This window comes from Enterobacter sp. RIT418, from assembly GCF_003057745.1.
Lineage (GTDB): Bacteria > Pseudomonadota > Gammaproteobacteria > Enterobacterales > Enterobacteriaceae > Enterobacter.
Genome location: NZ_QBJD02000021.1, coordinates 45669 through 60667, shown reverse-complemented (window position 1 = coordinate 60667; position 14999 = coordinate 45669). Strand labels below are relative to the sequence as shown.

Here is a 14999-nt window from a genome sequence, read left to right as displayed (position 1 = left end):
TTAATTGCTTGCGTCTTGATTCAGGACACCAGTCCCAGCGCGCGTTTCACCGGGCCAAAACTGCGGCGGTGATGTTCGGTTGCGCCATGTTCAGCCAGCTTTTCCAGGTGGAAAGCCGTAGGATACCCCTTGTGCTGGGCAAACCCATACGCAGGATACGTGAGGTCCAGCGCGGCCATTTCGGCGTCGCGCGTCACTTTGGCAATGATAGAAGCCGCGCTGATTTCAGCAACCCGGCTATCCCCTTTCACTACCGCCATAGAAGGCATGGGCAGTGCGGGACAGCGGTTGCCGTCAATCAGAACATATTCCGGCGCGATACTCAGGCCCGCAACCGCACGCTGCATCGCCAGCATGGTGGCATGCAGAATATTCAGCTCGTCGATCTCATGCGGCTCCGCGCGGCCAAGGCTCCAGGCCAGCGCTTTCTCTTTAATTTCATCGAAGAGCGCCAGCCGACGCTTTTCGGACAGTTTTTTCGAGTCGTTCAGCCCAATAATCGGGCGAGCAGGATCGAGGATCACAGCAGCAGTTACAACAGCGCCCACCAGCGGGCCGCGTCCAACTTCGTCCACACCCGCAACAAGGTGCGTGTGGGGGTAAATAAATTCCATCATTTTGCTAACTCCAGCACCGCATCAGCCGCTTGCTCATCGGCATTACAGCGGATCTGCTGATGCAGCTCGCGAAACGTCTCGTGCATCTGGTGGCTGGTCTTACCGTTTGCCAGCAGCGGCAGCAGCGCATCGGCTAACGCCTGCGGCTGACACTCATCCTGAAGCAGTTCTTTAACCAGCTCGCGCCCGGCGAGCAGGTTTGGCAATGAGACGTAATCGGTTTTTACCAGGCGCTTAGCCAGCCAGAAGGTAAACGGCTTCATGCGATAGCCAACAACCATTGGGCATTTTGCCAACATACACTCCAGCGCGGCGGTACCCGATGCCAGAAGCGCGGCGTCGCTCGCGTACATGGCCTCACGTCCTTTCCCGTCGAGCAGGCGAACGTGAAGATCCGGCGCCACTTCCGCTTTGATGCGCTCGAACTGCTCGCGTCGTTTCGCATTGACCAGCGGCACAACGACTTCCAGATCGGGATAGGTCTGACGCAGGATCTGCGCCGTTTTGAGGAAGTCAGCGCTCAACATTTCAACCTCTGCGCCGCGGCTCCCCGGCAGCAGCGCCAGGCAATGAACATCGTGCGGGATGCCCAGCCCGTCCCGCGCCGCGTTTTTATCCGGGTCCAACGGCATGGCGTCTGCCATGGTGTGGCCGATAAAGCGGCACGGCACGTTAAATTTATCGTAAAACGCCTTTTCGAAAGGCAGGAAAGCCAGCACCAGATCGGTGGAGCGTCCGATTTTGAAAACGCGTTTCTGTCGCCACGCCCAGACGGACGGACTGACGTAATGAATGGTTTTGATGCCCTGCTTTTTCAAATTCCCTTCGAGGGTGATATTGAAATCAGGCGCATCAATCCCGACAAACACGTCGGGCTTGAGATCGGTGAAACGGCGGGTGAGATCGGCACGAATGTGCAGCAAACGGCGCAGGCGCCCCAGCACCTCGACGATGCCCATCACGGCCAGCTCTTCCATTTCATACCAGGCTTCACAGCCTTCGGCCTGCATCAGCGGGCCAGCGACGCCCACAAAGCGAGCGTTCGGTACGCGAGCCTTGAGCGCACGGATAAGGCCGGCGCCAAGAATATCGCCGGAAGTTTCTCCGGCGACCAGGGCTATCGTAAGCGGACGAGTGTCGACCATTAACGAATCAGACCACGCGTTGAACGGTCAAAGAACTCCATGAACGCGTTCACCTCAGGGTGCTTATTCGCCAGTTCGGCAATTTCCGGCTTTGCCTCTTCCAGCGTTTTTCCGCTACGGTACAGCAGTTTGTATGCGTTGCGGATCGCAGTAATCGCTTCGCGGCTAAAGCCACGACGCTTGAGGCCTTCAATGTTGACGCCAAACGGCGTTGCATGGTTGCCCTGCGCAATCACATACGGCGGGACGTCCTGCGCCACGCCTGAGCAGCCGCCGACCATCACGTGTGCACCAATGATGCAGAACTGATGGACTGCGGTCATGCCGCCAATGATTGCGAAATCATCAACCGATACGTGTCCTGCCAGCGTTGCATTGTTGGCAAGAATACAGCGGTCACCTACGGTACAGTCATGCGCGATGTGCGCATTAACCATAAAGAGGTTATCGCTGCCCACCTTCGTCAATCCACCGCCCTGCACTGTTCCACGATGAATGGTGACGCTTTCGCGAATACGGTTACGATCGCCGATTTCCAAACGGGTCGCCTCACCAGCATATTTCAGATCCTGGTTAACTTCGCCGATGGAGGCGAACTGATAGATCTCGTTGTTGCAGCCGATGGTCGTATGACCATTCACTACCACATGAGACTTCAGTACAGTACCCTCACCAATTTCGACATGGGGTCCAACAAGACAAAACGGGCCAATATGGACGTTAGCGCCAATAACGGCGCCCACTTCCACAATAGCGGTAGGATGAATAAAGGCGGATTTATCAATCACGTATCAGGACTCCCGGCTACGAGCACACATCATTGTCGCTTCGCAAACAACTTTGCCGTCAACCAGAGCTACGCCTTTGAAGCGAGTCAGGCCGCGACGCGTTTTTTCAAAAGTGACTTCCATGATCATCTGATCACCAGGTACAACTGGGCGCTTGAAACGCGCTTCGTCGATACCTGCGAAGTAATACAGCTCACCCGGCTCCAGTTTACCTACGCTTTTAAACGCCAGAATACCGGTAGCCTGCGCCATTGCTTCCAGGATTAACACGCCCGGGAAGATAGGCTTACCAGGGAAGTGTCCCTGGAAGAATGGCTCGTTAACGGAGACATTTTTCACTGCGCGCAGAAAACGACCTTCTTCAAAATCCAGCACGCGGTCTACCAGTAAGAACGGGTAGCGGTGTGGCAGAAGTTCTAAAATCTCTTCAATATGCAGAGTATGAGTGTCAGTAGTCAAAATACTCTTCCTGTCAAATGTACTAAGTAGCAATAATAACACGGCCTGCCGGTTTATAAGAAAGCCGACAGGCCGAGAAGTTTAGCGTTAAAACGGATGAACGCTTAGTCTTGTTGATCGATCTTGCGCTCGATGGCTTTGAGGCGCTTGCTCATATCATCAATATTCATTACCAGCGCTGCGGTTTTACGCCATACCTTGTTAGGTTGTAGCGGGATACCGGAGGAATAAATGCCGGGTTCAGTAATAGGACGCATCACCATGCCCATTCCTGTTACCGTAACCTTATCGCAAATTTCCATATGGCCGTTGATCACGCTGGCACCGCCGATCATGCAATAGCGGCCAATTTTCAGGCTGCCAGCCATGATAACGCCACCCGCAACAGCGGTATTGTCGCCAATCACAACGTTATGTGCAATCTGACACTGGTTATCGATAATAACACCGTTACCAATGATGGTGTCGTCGAGCGCACCGCGGTCAATCGTCGTACACGCGCCGATTTCAACGCGATCGCCAATGATCACGCGACCCAGCTGTGGGATTTTAACCCAGTTACCGCGATCGTTAGCGTAGCCAAATCCGTCCGCACCGATCACGGTGCTGGAGTGAACAAGGCAGTTTTCGCCAATCTCAATATCATGGTAAACGGACACATTGGCCCACAGGCGGGTTCCTGCGCCGATTTTCGTATTTTTCCCAACAAAGCAGCCGGGGCCAATGACGACGTTATCACCCAGCACGACGCCGGATTCGATAACGGCATTGGCACCTACGGCCACGTTGTTGCCCAGCGTCGCCGTCGGATCAATGGCTGCACTGGCAGCGATGTTCTGTGCCGGCTGCGGCGTGGTATCAAGAATTTGGGCCATACGCGCATAGGTCAGGTAGGGATTTTTCACTACCAGCGCGCTTCCCGTGGCAAACGGAAGATCGTCCTGCGTCAACACGACGGCGGACGCCTGGCACTGAGCCAGATGTTCACGGTACTTAGGACTTACCATGAAGGTAATGTTGCCCGGTTTAGCAGATTGCATGGACGCAACAGCGGTGATGACGAGATCGCCATCACCGTGTAATTCTGCATCCAACTGCTGAGCTAAATCAGCCAGTCGAATTGAAGGCATTACTTATTTAACCTGTTTCAGCACGTCAGCGGTGATGTCTTTAACATCGCTGCTGTTGAAAGCTACGGCGTTCGCATCAACAACCAGATCGATGCTCTGATCGGCAGCCACTGATTTAACAGCTGACTGGATACGAGTAACCAGTTTGCCACGCTCTTCGTTGGAACGACGCTGACGATCCTGCTCGAAAGCCTGCGCTTTCTGAGAGAAGGTCTGGCGTTGAGCCATCACGTCTTTTTCCAGCTTGCTACGATCGCTCGCTTTCATGGTAGAACCATCGCGCTGCAGACGCTGCATTTTGCTCTGCAGATCGCTTTCCATACGTTGCAGCTCGCTTGCACGGCCTTTGAACTCGTTTTCCAGCGTAGCAGAAACACCCGTTTTCTGAGCGACCTGCTGGAACAGATTACCCATGTTAACGATCGCAATTTTGTCGGCTGCCTGAGCAGACGTTACCATCGCTAAACCAAGACCTGCAGCTAATAACCACTTTTTCACAATAAACTCCTTACCATCCCATTGGTGCCCGAAGGCACCGTTCTTTGCGTGGCAAGGCGATCGTGTTACGGATCGCCGGTTGTCAGCGCTACACTGCCAACGCATTCCTTTGCAGCGGATTATTACCAGGTTTTACCAATGTTAAACTGGAACTGTTCCGCTTTATCTCCTTCGTATTTCTTAAACGGCTGGGCGTAGGAGAAGACCAACGGCCCCAACGGTGACATCCATTGTAATGCGATACCTGCAGACATGCGAATGTTGCTCGGATCGCTGTAGTCTGGAATATCGCTTGGCATACCTGTAGTACTCCAGTGGGTATCCCATACTGTACCCGCATCCACGAAGAAGGAGGTACGCACCGAGTTAGCATATTTATCGCTGATAAACGGCGTCGGAGTGATGAACTCCATGCTCGCAACGGCCATGGCATTACCGCCGACGGCATCGTCAGAGCTACACACTTTTCCAGCGCCCTGGTTACAGTTATCCGGATCGTTACCGCCGTAGTAGACCGCTTTCGGACCAATGTTGTTGGACTGGAAGCCGCGAACGGTGCTTGACCCACCCGCATAGAAGTTTTCATAGAACGGCAGTTCTTTACCGCCTAAGCCATCACCATAGCCCCAGCGGGTACGACCCAGAACAACCCATTTGTGATCGTCATCAATTGGGAAGTACGACGCGGTATCCAGCGTAACCTTGTAGAACTCGTTATCGGAGCCCGGAATGGTCACTTTACCGTTCAGGTTAACGCGCGAACCTGACGTCGGGAAGAAGCCACGGTCAAGACGGTTGTAGGTCCAACCGTAGTTAAACGTGAAGTCATCCGCGGTGAAACCGTTGTTGTCGCTGGTTGTGCTCGCCGACTGGCCGATAGAATCCAGATAACGCCACATCGCCACCTGCGGCTGCATGTTGGACAGGTCGTTGTGCACGTAACCTAAACCAGCACGCAAGGTGTTGTATTCGTTGATCGGGAAGCCCAGCGTACCGTCTAAGCCGTAGCTTTTGTTGGTATAGGTGGACAGATCGGCGTCATCGGCTTTGAAGTCGTTATAGAAGATTCGACCGCCCAGGCTTACACCGTCAACGGTGAAGTAGGGGTTCGTCACCGAGAACTCAGAGTAGGTCTGGTAGTCGTTTTTCGTGCCGTTGATACCGACAGAGTAACCTGTACCCAGCCAGTTATCCTGCTGAACGCCGACCTGGAAGCTCACGCCGCTTTCGGTACCGTAGCCAACACCAAAGTTGAAGCTACCGGTGTTACGCTCTTTCACTTTATAAACGACATCAACCTGATCCGGACGGCCCGGTACGCGCTGCGTGTCGGTATCAACCGTTTCAAAGTAGCCCAGACGGTTCAGACGCTCTTTCCCCTGGTCGACCAGGTCACTGCCCAGCCATGCCCCTTCCATCTGACGCATTTCGCGACGAAGAACGGAATCTTTAGAGGTGTCGTTACCTTCGAAGCGGATCTTACGCACGTAGAAACGGTTGCCCGCGTCAACGTTAACGTGAAGCTTCACGGTTTTATCCGCGTCGTTAATTTCAGGCTGAGTCTGTACGCGCGGATAAGCGTAACCATAGCGGCCGAGCAGCTTCTTAATGCTGTCTTCCATTTTGGTGACTTTAGAACCGCTATACAGCTCGCCCGGCTGAATCTTGGTCAGCGATTCGATCTCGGCAGAGTGACCGGCCAGGTTACCACTCACATCCACACCGGAAAGCTTGTACTGATCGCCTTCAGTGATGTTGATCGTGATGTAGATCCCTTTCTTGTCCGGCGTCAGGCTGACCTGAGTCGAGTCGATGTTGAAACGCGCGTAGCCGCGATCCAGGTAGTAACTGCGCAGGGTTTCGAGGTCACCCGCCAGCTTCTGTTTCTGGTACTTACGATCGCCAACGACGTTCCACCACGGCACTTCGTCGCGCAGCTGGAAGGTGGAAATCAGTTCATCGGTGCTGAACGCATGGTTACCCACGATGTTGATCTGCTGGATCTTCGCAGACACACCTTCCTGGAACACCAGCTTCAGGTCTACACGGTTACGCGGCAGCGGTGTAACAACTGCCTTCACGCTGGCGCTGTATTTACCGACGCTGTAGTAGAAATCTTCCAGACCTTTTTCAATATCCGAAAGGGTTGTACGGTCAAGGGACTCCCCGACACGCACGCCAGATGCTTCAAGGTTTTGCTTGAGCATGTCATCTTTCACCGACTTGTTGCCGGAGAAGGTGATACTGGCGATCGTTGGACGTTCTTTCACCTGAACCAGAAGCGTATCACCATCGCGCAGGACGCGAACATCCTCAAAGTTGCCGGTGGCAAACAGAGCACGGATGGTGTTACTGATATCTTCATCATTAACCGTATCGCCAGGGCGCACAGGCATGCTGAGGAGGGCCGCACCAACGGCGACACGCTGAAGGCCTTCGAAATGAATATCTTTCACTACGAACCCGTCAGCACCGTATACGGTCGCGCTGCTAAACAGCAGCGACGCTATGAGCAACTTTTTCATCGCCATCGTTATTATGCGTTCTTCCTAACTAACTCTCTTACAACCGAGAGAAATCATTGAAAAGTGCAAGCCCCATTAACAGCACCAGCAAAATCGAGCCGATGCGGTAACTAAAGTCTTGAACTCGCTCGGATACCGGTCCGCCTTTTAGCTTTTCAATCGCTAAAAACAGCAGATGGCCCCCGTCTAAAACGGGAAGCGGGAACAGGTTGATTATCCCGAGGTTCACGCTAATGAGCGCAAGAAACATGAGATAGTAAATCACCCCGAACTCCGCTGACATCCCAGCCCCTTGAGCTATCGAGATCGGCCCACTGAGGTTGTTCAGTTTGACATCACCGGTTATCAATTTCCCCAACATGTTGACCGTTAGCTTCATCAGTTGCCATGTCTTATCCGTGGCTTCAAGAATGGCGCTAAACGGCCCATACTGGCGTATTGTCTTGTACTCATCCGGCAGAGGGATCACTTTTGGCACTACGCCTGCGAACCCTTCCGCCTTACCGCTTCCCGATTTCGTATCCGGAATCAGCGTCAAAGAGAGCGGACTCCCTTGCCTTTCAACTTCCAGCGCAAGCGATGTGCCCGGATTATCACGCACCAGAGTAACAAAGGTCATCCACTGTGTTAATGGCTGACCATCGACTTTAACGATCCTGTCCCCCGCTTGCAAACCCGCTTTGCTCGCTGCCGAATTTGCCTGTACTTCGGCTAATACCGGCTCAAGCTGCGCGCTGCGCGGTCGAATCCCCAGTGAAGCCACCGGATCTTCTTTGTCAGGCTCGAAACGCCAGTGGCGTAAATCCAGCACTTTTTCCTGCCGCTGGTCAGTGCCAAACGGCGCTACGCTGACGGTTGTCTTTGCATCACCGATTTTGGCCACCAGCTGAAGGCGCACGGCATCCCAATCAGGGGTTTCGATACCATCAATCGCTTTAAGTTCCATTCCCGGCGTAATTTGCGCACTCGCCGCGATAGAGTCTGCCGCAATTTCACCCACCACCGGGCGCACGCCGGGAACACCGATGATAAACACCAGCCAGTAGGCAAAAATAGCAAAGATGAAATTGGCTACCGGACCGGCAGCGATGATAGCGGCGCGTTGCCCAACGGTCTTGTTGTTGAACGCGCTGTGTCGGAGTTCCGGGGCGACAGGCTCGACGCGCTCGTCGAGCATTTTGACATAGCCACCCAGAGGGATCAGCGCAACGACAAACTCAGTACCGTGCTTGTCGGTGCGTTTCCAGAGTGATTTACCAAAGCCAATGGAGAAGCGTTCTACGCGGACGCCGCAGCGCCGAGCAACCCAGAAATGGCCAAATTCGTGCACGGTAATCAGCACACCCAGTGCAACTATGAACGCCGCCAGATTCCAGAGAATGCTCAGCATAAAACCTTCCGTTAAATCGTCCCAAACACCAGTAAAAGCAGACAAGCGAACACAGGAACAGCCGCAGTCAGGCTGTCAATGCGATCCAAAATACCGCCGTGCCCTGGAATAAGGTGACCACTGTCTTTAATCCCTGCTTCGCGCTTAAACATACTTTCGGTGAGATCACCGAGTACCGATGCCAGCGCAGCGAAAATTGAGCACACAAGCAGCGTTGACGGCGCGACTTCCAGATTCGCCCAGACGCCGTAGCCCCAGGAGATTATCGCCGCCGTTACAAGGCCACCGAAAAATCCTTGCCAGGTCTTACCTGGAGACACTTTCGGTGCCAGCTTATGTTTGCCGAACAGTTTACCAAACATATAGGCCCCGGAGTCAGCCCCCCAGACGAGAATCATCACATAAAGCAGCCATAGCGCCCCGCTATAGTGATTATCGTCGTAGTGCCAGGCGCGAAGCGCGAGCATACCCCAGAAAAATGGAACAATAGTGAGCAGGCCAAATATAAGCCGTAATATTTTAGAATTACGCCAGATGGCCGCCGAACCGGGATAGAAAAGCACCAGCAAAAGGGCCCCTATCCACCAGGCAAGGGAAATCCACAATGAGCCTGCGATCAGCGGCTGGTGAATATCATGGTGATATTCCGGCAGAGTAAAGAGCATAAGGGCCAGTAAAAAGCCGCAGAGCACCGCCAGCCAGACTCGCTGAGTTCGCGACGTAAAGCCGCTAAGCTGCCCCCACTCCCACGCGGCGAGCATGCACACCACCAGCGTTAGAATAGCGAATCCCACCGGGGGCAGTAAAAACAGCGCCGCAATGACAATGGGTATTAAAACAAAAGCGGAAATCAGGCGATACTTCAGCAAAAGCTACCCCCATCAGGCGTTGTCGCCACCAGGCTCGGTGCCGCCGAAACGACGCTCTCGATTGGCAAAGGCATGCAGCGCACCTTCAAAGTCTTGTTCATCAAAATCGGGCCAAAGAACATCTGTAAAGTAAAGTTCGGCGTAGGCAATTTGCCAAAGCAAAAAGTTACTGATGCGATGCTCTCCCCCTGTCCTAATTACCAAATCCACAGGCGCCAGCTCATTCATGCAGATTTGCTGACCCAGCGCCTCTTCATCAATTTGGTCGGGACTTAATAGCCCTTCCTGAACCTGCTCGGCCAAATGCCGAACGCCCTGAATAATGTCCCAACGTCCGCCGTAATTCGCCGCAATGTTGAGCGTCAGGCCGGTGTTATTTTCCGTCAGCGCTTCTGCCTTGCGAATACGTTCCTGCAAACGTGAGTTGAAACGACGGGTATCGCCGATGATGCGCAGGCGGACGTTGTGGCGGTGCAGGCTTTTTACTTCGCTATCGAGCGCCCACACAAACAGCTCCATCAACGCACTCACTTCCTGCGCCGGTCGATTCCAGTTTTCACTGCTAAAAGCATAGAGCGTTAACGCATCAATGCCGTTATTGGCGGCAAAAGAAACGGCGCGGCGAACGGACTTCGCCCCAGCTTTATGCCCAAAGGCTCGTATCTTCCCTTGTCTTTTCGCCCAGCGGCCGTTGCCATCCATGATGATTGCAACATGACGGCAGCCATGTGCTGGCAAGTTTTCGCTTATTGGTTGATTCGCAGACAGCATAACGCGTTTTTAGTCCCTGAAAAGGATTTAACGGTACTCAGGAATACTGAAGCCTATACATAAAAAAGCCGTGTCAAACCACGGCTTACCTGACCACATTAAGTCAAATACCTGCGATCAGGTGGCGCAGACTATATCACCGAAGCCCAACGCTAACAAATAGCACGACAATTAGTGGTTGCTTTATCACCAGCCTGCGAGGCGCGTCACCTGTTTATGTGCCGCCCTACGCGCTTCTGCATCCACTTTCAGCACGTCTTCCACGCTTTGCGGCTCGCGCAGATCCATCTCGTCCAGCACCGCCTGATTCAATGCGGCAATTTCCGTAAAGCGGATCTGCTGCTTCAAAAATGCGTCAACGGTGATTTCATTGGCGGCATTCAGCGCCGTCGTAGCCGCCTGTCCACGATCGAAAGCGGTCATCGCCAGCTTCAGGCACGGATAGCGATCGTAGTCAGGCTCGCTAAAGGTGAGTGAGCTGAGCTTGCAGAAATCGAGCGGTTTCACCCCGGATTTCACGCGATTTGGCCACGCCATGGCGTGTGCAATAGGCGTTCGCATATCCGGCTCACCCAGCTGCGCCAGTACGCTACCGTCCTGATAACGCACCATTGAGTGAATCACCGACTGCGGGTGAATAAGCACTTCCATCTGATTCGCCGAGGCGTTAAACAGCCAGCGCGCTTCAATGTATTCCAGACCTTTGTTCATCATGGTAGCGGAGTCGACGGAAATTTTACGGCCCATCGACCAGTTCGGATGACGGCACGCCTGATCCGGCGTCATAGCGCGCAGTTCAGACAGGGGCGTTTCCCGGAACGGGCCACCAGACCCGGTGAGCAGAATTGATACAACGCCATTCTGCTCCAGGTCAGCGTAACCCAGGTTCTGTTGAAAAGGTTGCGGCAAACTCTGAAAAATCGCGTTGTGTTCGCTATCAACAGGTAAAAGACGCGCCCCGCGCTGCTTAACCGCCTCCATAAACAGGCGTCCGCAGGTCACCAGCGACTCTTTGTTCGCCAGCAATACCTCTTTACCAGCATCGATAGCGGCAAGCGTCGGCAGAAGCCCTGCCGCCCCGACGATTGCCGCCATCACCTGATCAACTTCATCCAGCGCTGCCATTTCGCAGGCGGCCTGCTGCCCGCTCAATACCTCGGTGCGGCTGCCCTGCTCTTTCAACAGCGATTTTACCTGGCGAGCACTTTCCTCGTCATCCATCACCGCGTAGCGGGGAGTAAACTCCAGACATTGCTCGACCATACGCTGTACATTCCTACCGGCAACAAGCGCGGTCACCGTATAGTTTTCAGGATTGTGGCGAACAACGTCGAGAGTGCTGCAACCGATAGAGCCGGTTGAGCCAAGAAGAGTTAAATGCTTCATGAAATGCCCGGAAAAAGTTAGACCAGATAAAAGCAAAACGCCGCCAGCAAGACATGAAGCCCTCTGAACGGCGTTTATCAGTGTACGACAGAAATCAGAACTGCATCAGTTCCGCTTCTTTTTCTGCCAGCGCCGCATCAATTTTCTTGATGGCCGCGTCAGTCATCTTCTGAATGTCGTCCTGAGAACGACGATCGTCGTCTTCGCTGATCTCTTTGTCTTTCAGCAGCGCTTTCACTTTGTCGTTCGCATCACGACGCACGTTACGCACGGAAACACGCCCCTGCTCGGCTTCGCCACGCACGATTTTGGTCAGGTCTTTACGACGCTCTTCGGTCAGTGGAGGCAGCGGAACGCGAATGTCAGCGCCCGCAGAGCTTGGGTTCAGGCCCAGGTCCGACGCCATGATCGCTTTTTCAACAGCCGGGCTCATAGAGCGATCGAATACGTTGATTTTCAGCGTACGGCTGTCTTCTACAGTCACGCTCGCCAGCTGACGCAGCGGCGTAGGCGTACCGTAATATTCTACGATGATGCCATCCAGCAGGCTTGGAGAAGCGCGGCCAGTACGGATTTTGCTGATTTGGTTTTTGAACGCTTCAACGCATTTGTCCATGCGTACTTCAGCATCTTTTCTGATGTCGTTAATCACGTTACGAATCCTTGAAAACTTGTCTCAGGCAGACTATCCGCCAGCACAGCGCTACAGGTGTGCTAAGTATAGTCGCGTTTATTTCATGACAGCGCCAATGGCGCGTCCAGGTAAAAAATCACTACAAAATAAAGCGGAATCTTACCTGTATTTATCGCCGACGGAAATTATTCCGTGATCAAAGTGCCTTCTTTTTCACCCATGACCACGCGGCGCAGCGCACCTGGCTTGTTCATGTTGAAGACACGGATCGGCAGTTTGTGGTCACGAGCCAGCGTGAAAGCGGCAAGATCCATCACTTTCAGCTCTTTATCCAGCACTTCGCTGTAGGTCAGCTGATCGTACATGGTTGCAGCAGGATCTTTTGCCGGATCGGCAGTAAACACGCCATCGACTTTGGTCGCTTTGAGCACCACGTCGGCTTCGATTTCGATCCCGCGAAGGCAGGCCGCGGAATCAGTGGTAAAGAACGGGTTACCCGTACCGGCGGAGAGGATCACCACGCGGTTGTTGCGCAGCAGGCTGATCGCTTCTGCCCAGCTGTAGTTATCGCACACGCCATTCAGTGGAATAGCGGACATCAGGCGGGCGTTCACATAGGCGCGATGCAGTGCATCACGCATTGCCAGGCCATTCATCACGGTTGCCAGCATACCCATGTGGTCGCCCACAACGCGGTTCATCCCCGCTTTCGCCAGACCAGCACCACGGAAAAGGTTGCCACCGCCAATCACCACGCCAACCTGGATACCCAGTTCGACCAGTTCTTTGATTTCCTGTGCCATGCGGTCAAGGATGCTTGCGTCAATACCGAAGCCTTCCGTTCCCTGCAGCGCTTCGCCACTCAGCTTAAGCAGAATGCGTTTGTACACGGGTTTTGCATTGGTAGCCATGTTTCTTTCCTGAGACTGTCAACGATTAAGATGGGGGTTAATTCTGGCGACATGTTATGCCGCAAATCAGCATAGCGGTAGTAGAGCCTGTCTGATTTTGTATGACGGGTGACAAAAAGAAGCCGCCCTCAGGCGGCTCCTTTTCAATCATTAAGACTGCTTGGACATGGCAGCAACTTCTGCTGCGAAGTCAGTCTCAACTTTCTCGATGCCTTCGCCCACTTCGAAGCGGATGAAGCCAGTTACGTCAGCGTTGTGCTCTTTCAGCAGCTGAGCAACAGACTTGCTTGGGTCCATTACGAAAGGCTGGCCAGTCAGAGAAACTTCGCCGGTGAATTTCTTCATGCGGCCTTCAACCATTTTCTCTGCGATTTCTTTTGGCTTGCCAGACTGCATGGCGATGTCCAGCTGAACCTGGTACTCTTTTTCTACAACTTCAGCAGACACGTCTTCTGGCTTAACGAATTCTGGCTTGCTAGCAGCAATGTGCATTGCCAGCTGCTTAACCAGCTCTTCGTCAGCGCCTTTAGCCGCAACCAGAACACCGATACGCGCGCCGTGCTGGTAAGAGCCCAGAACGTCACCTTCCAGGGAAGCAACGCGACGGATGTTGATGTTCTCACCGATTTTAGCAACCAGCGCAACGCGTTCTTCTTCGAACTGTGCTTTCAGCACTTCAACGTCAGTGATTTTGCCAGCAACAGCTGCGTCCAGAACTTTGTTCGCAAAGGCCTGGAAACCAGCATCTTTAGCCACGAAGTCAGTCTGGCAGTTAACTTCCAGAATGATGCCGTAGGTGCCGTCGATTTTGGTGATGATCACGCCGTCAGCAGCAACGTTGCCTGCTTTCTTAGCTGCTTTGATCGCACCGGATTTACGCATGTTTTCGATTGCCAGCTCGATGTCGCCGTTCGCTTCGGTCAGCGCTTTTTTGCAATCCATCATGCCTGCGCCAGTACGCTCACGCAGCTCTTTTACCAGGGATGCGGTAATTTCAGCCATTCTTAAATCCTCGGGAGATGTGAACTGCCCGGCCAGAAGCCAAACAGTATAAATTGAAAAAAGGGGCCGAAAATTGGCCCCTATTCATACACGGTACTAATAAGGGGTAAAACCTTATTATTCAGCTTCTACGAAGCTTTCTTCCGCCTGAGAAGCCAGATCCTGGGAACGGCCTTCACGAACGGTAGCAGCTACAGCGCTCAGGTACAGGCTAACAGCACGGATTGCGTCGTCGTTACCCGGGATAACGAAGTCAACACCGTCCGGATCGGAGTTGGTATCAACGATAGCGAATACCGGGATACCCAGGTTGTTAGCTTCTTTAATTGCGATGTGCTCGTGGTCTGCATCGATTACGAACAGCGCGTCTGGCAGGCCGCCCATATCTTTGATACCGCCCAGGCTGTTTTCCAGCTTGTCCAGTTCACGAGTGCGCATCAGCGCTTCTTTCTTAGTCAGCTTATCGAAAGTACCGTCCTGAGACTGGGTTTCCAGATCTTTCAGGCGTTTGATGGACTGACGAACAGTTTTCCAGTTGGTCAGCATGCCGCCCAACCAGCGATGGTTCACGAAGAACTGGTCGCAGCTGTTAGCAGCATCTTTCACAGCTTCGCTTGCAGCGCGCTTAGTACCAACGAACAGAATCTTACCTTTACGGGAAGAAATCTTGTTCAGCTCAGCCAGGGCTTCGTTGAACATTGGTACAGTTTTCTCAAGGTTGATGATGTGAACTTTGTTACGCGCGCCGAAGATGAAAGGCTTCATTTTCGGGTTCCAGTAACGGGTCTGGTGACCAAAGTGAACACCAGCCTTGAGCATGTCGCGCATGGAAACAGTTGCCATGTTTAAAACCTCTATAGTAAAAGTTGGGGTT

The 14999-nt window shown here is 53.3% G+C and carries 15 protein-coding genes; all 15 read right to left on the bottom strand.

Translation table 11 applies throughout. The features are described from left to right. Positions 1-20: 20 nt before the first annotated feature. The 15 genes from rnhB to rpsB all read right to left on the bottom strand — a co-directional run bounded on the left by rnhB (position 21) and on the right by rpsB (position 14968). Complete coding sequence (gene rnhB, locus DBY73_RS19960; RefSeq protein ID WP_112012866.1) at positions 21-617, bottom strand: ribonuclease HII; 597 nt, start codon at positions 615-617, stop codon at positions 21-23. Further along, the gene (lpxB, locus tag DBY73_RS19955) at positions 614-1762 is read right to left on the bottom strand and encodes a lipid-A-disaccharide synthase (protein WP_112012864.1); all 1149 of its coding nucleotides are present in this window, start codon (positions 1760-1762) and stop codon (positions 614-616) included. Before lpxB ends, rnhB begins: the two co-directional genes overlap by 4 nt. After that, on the bottom strand, positions 1762-2550 hold the full coding sequence (gene lpxA / locus DBY73_RS19950; RefSeq protein ID WP_112012862.1) for an acyl-ACP--UDP-N-acetylglucosamine O-acyltransferase: 789 nt from the start codon (positions 2548-2550) through the stop codon (positions 1762-1764). Before lpxA ends, lpxB begins: the two co-directional genes overlap by 1 nt. A 3-nt stretch (positions 2551-2553) precedes the next feature. Further along, the gene (gene fabZ / locus DBY73_RS19945) at positions 2554-3009 is read right to left on the bottom strand and encodes a 3-hydroxyacyl-ACP dehydratase FabZ (protein ID WP_010426706.1); all 456 of its coding nucleotides are present in this window, start codon (positions 3007-3009) and stop codon (positions 2554-2556) included. 104 nt (positions 3010-3113) lie between these two features. Beyond that, positions 3114-4139, bottom strand: coding sequence for a UDP-3-O-(3-hydroxymyristoyl)glucosamine N-acyltransferase (gene lpxD / locus DBY73_RS19940; protein WP_112012861.1), 1026 nt, complete (start codon positions 4137-4139; stop codon positions 3114-3116). 3 nt (positions 4140-4142) lie between these two features. Beyond that, positions 4143-4637: a molecular chaperone Skp gene (gene skp, locus DBY73_RS19935; RefSeq protein WP_112012859.1), complete on the bottom strand. Its 495-nt coding sequence runs from the start codon at positions 4635-4637 to the stop codon at positions 4143-4145. A 122-nt stretch (positions 4638-4759) separates the two neighbouring features. Continuing rightward, positions 4760-7168, bottom strand: a complete 2409-nt coding sequence (gene bamA, locus DBY73_RS19930) for an outer membrane protein assembly factor BamA (RefSeq protein WP_112012857.1) — start codon at positions 7166-7168, stop codon at positions 4760-4762. Positions 7169-7199: 31 nt separating this feature from the next. Continuing rightward, positions 7200-8552 carry a sigma E protease regulator RseP gene (gene rseP, locus DBY73_RS19925; RefSeq protein ID WP_112012855.1) on the bottom strand — a complete coding sequence of 451 codons (1353 nt, stop codon included), beginning with the start codon at positions 8550-8552 and terminating at the stop codon, positions 7200-7202. A gap of 11 nt (positions 8553-8563) precedes the next feature. Beyond that, positions 8564-9421 (bottom strand): phosphatidate cytidylyltransferase, encoded by an 858-nt coding sequence (gene cdsA, locus DBY73_RS19920; protein WP_112012852.1) that lies wholly within the window; start codon positions 9419-9421, stop codon positions 8564-8566. Positions 9422-9433: 12 nt separating this feature from the next. After that, positions 9434-10192 (bottom strand): (2E,6E)-farnesyl-diphosphate-specific ditrans,polycis-undecaprenyl-diphosphate synthase, encoded by a 759-nt coding sequence (gene ispU / locus DBY73_RS19915; RefSeq protein ID WP_112012851.1) that lies wholly within the window; start codon positions 10190-10192, stop codon positions 9434-9436. A gap of 186 nt (positions 10193-10378) precedes the next feature. Then, positions 10379-11578, bottom strand: a complete 1200-nt coding sequence (ispC, locus tag DBY73_RS19910; RefSeq protein WP_112012849.1) for a 1-deoxy-D-xylulose-5-phosphate reductoisomerase — start codon at positions 11576-11578, stop codon at positions 10379-10381. Positions 11579-11672: 94 nt separating this feature from the next. Continuing rightward, positions 11673-12230 (bottom strand): ribosome recycling factor, encoded by a 558-nt coding sequence (frr, locus tag DBY73_RS19905; RefSeq protein WP_112012848.1) that lies wholly within the window; start codon positions 12228-12230, stop codon positions 11673-11675. 167 nt (positions 12231-12397) lie between these two features. Then, the gene (gene pyrH / locus DBY73_RS19900) at positions 12398-13123 is read right to left on the bottom strand and encodes a UMP kinase (RefSeq protein ID WP_112012846.1); all 726 of its coding nucleotides are present in this window, start codon (positions 13121-13123) and stop codon (positions 12398-12400) included. Positions 13124-13273: 150 nt separating this feature from the next. After that, positions 13274-14125 carry a translation elongation factor Ts gene (tsf, locus tag DBY73_RS19895; RefSeq protein ID WP_006810044.1) on the bottom strand — a complete coding sequence of 284 codons (852 nt, stop codon included), beginning with the start codon at positions 14123-14125 and terminating at the stop codon, positions 13274-13276. A gap of 117 nt (positions 14126-14242) precedes the next feature. Continuing rightward, entirely contained in the window at positions 14243-14968 is a 726-nt protein-coding gene (rpsB, locus tag DBY73_RS19890) for a 30S ribosomal protein S2 (RefSeq protein WP_003856207.1), read from the bottom strand. Positions 14969-14999: the final 31 nt, after the last annotated feature.

Excerpts from the sequence above, each read along its gene's own strand:
- rnhB (WP_112012866.1), bottom strand. The coding sequence starts at position 617 with ATGATGGAATTTATTTACCCCCACACGCACCTTGTTGCGGGTGTGGAC.
- lpxB (WP_112012864.1), bottom strand. The coding sequence starts at position 1,762 with ATGGTCGACACTCGTCCGCTTACGATAGCCCTGGTCGCCGGAGAAACT.
- lpxD (WP_112012861.1), bottom strand. The coding sequence starts at position 4,139 with ATGCCTTCAATTCGACTGGCTGATTTAGCTCAGCAGTTGGATGCAGAA.
- bamA (WP_112012857.1), bottom strand. The coding sequence starts at position 7,168 with ATGGCGATGAAAAAGTTGCTCATAGCGTCGCTGCTGTTTAGCAGCGCG.
- rseP (WP_112012855.1), bottom strand. The coding sequence starts at position 8,552 with ATGCTGAGCATTCTCTGGAATCTGGCGGCGTTCATAGTTGCACTGGGT.
- ispU (WP_112012851.1), bottom strand. The coding sequence starts at position 10,192 with ATGCTGTCTGCGAATCAACCAATAAGCGAAAACTTGCCAGCACATGGC.
- ispC (WP_112012849.1), bottom strand. The coding sequence starts at position 11,578 with ATGAAGCATTTAACTCTTCTTGGCTCAACCGGCTCTATCGGTTGCAGC.
- pyrH (WP_112012846.1), bottom strand. The coding sequence starts at position 13,123 with ATGGCTACCAATGCAAAACCCGTGTACAAACGCATTCTGCTTAAGCTG.
- tsf (WP_006810044.1), bottom strand. The coding sequence starts at position 14,125 with ATGGCTGAAATTACCGCATCCCTGGTAAAAGAGCTGCGTGAGCGTACT.
- rpsB (WP_003856207.1), bottom strand. The coding sequence starts at position 14,968 with ATGGCAACTGTTTCCATGCGCGACATGCTCAAGGCTGGTGTTCACTTT.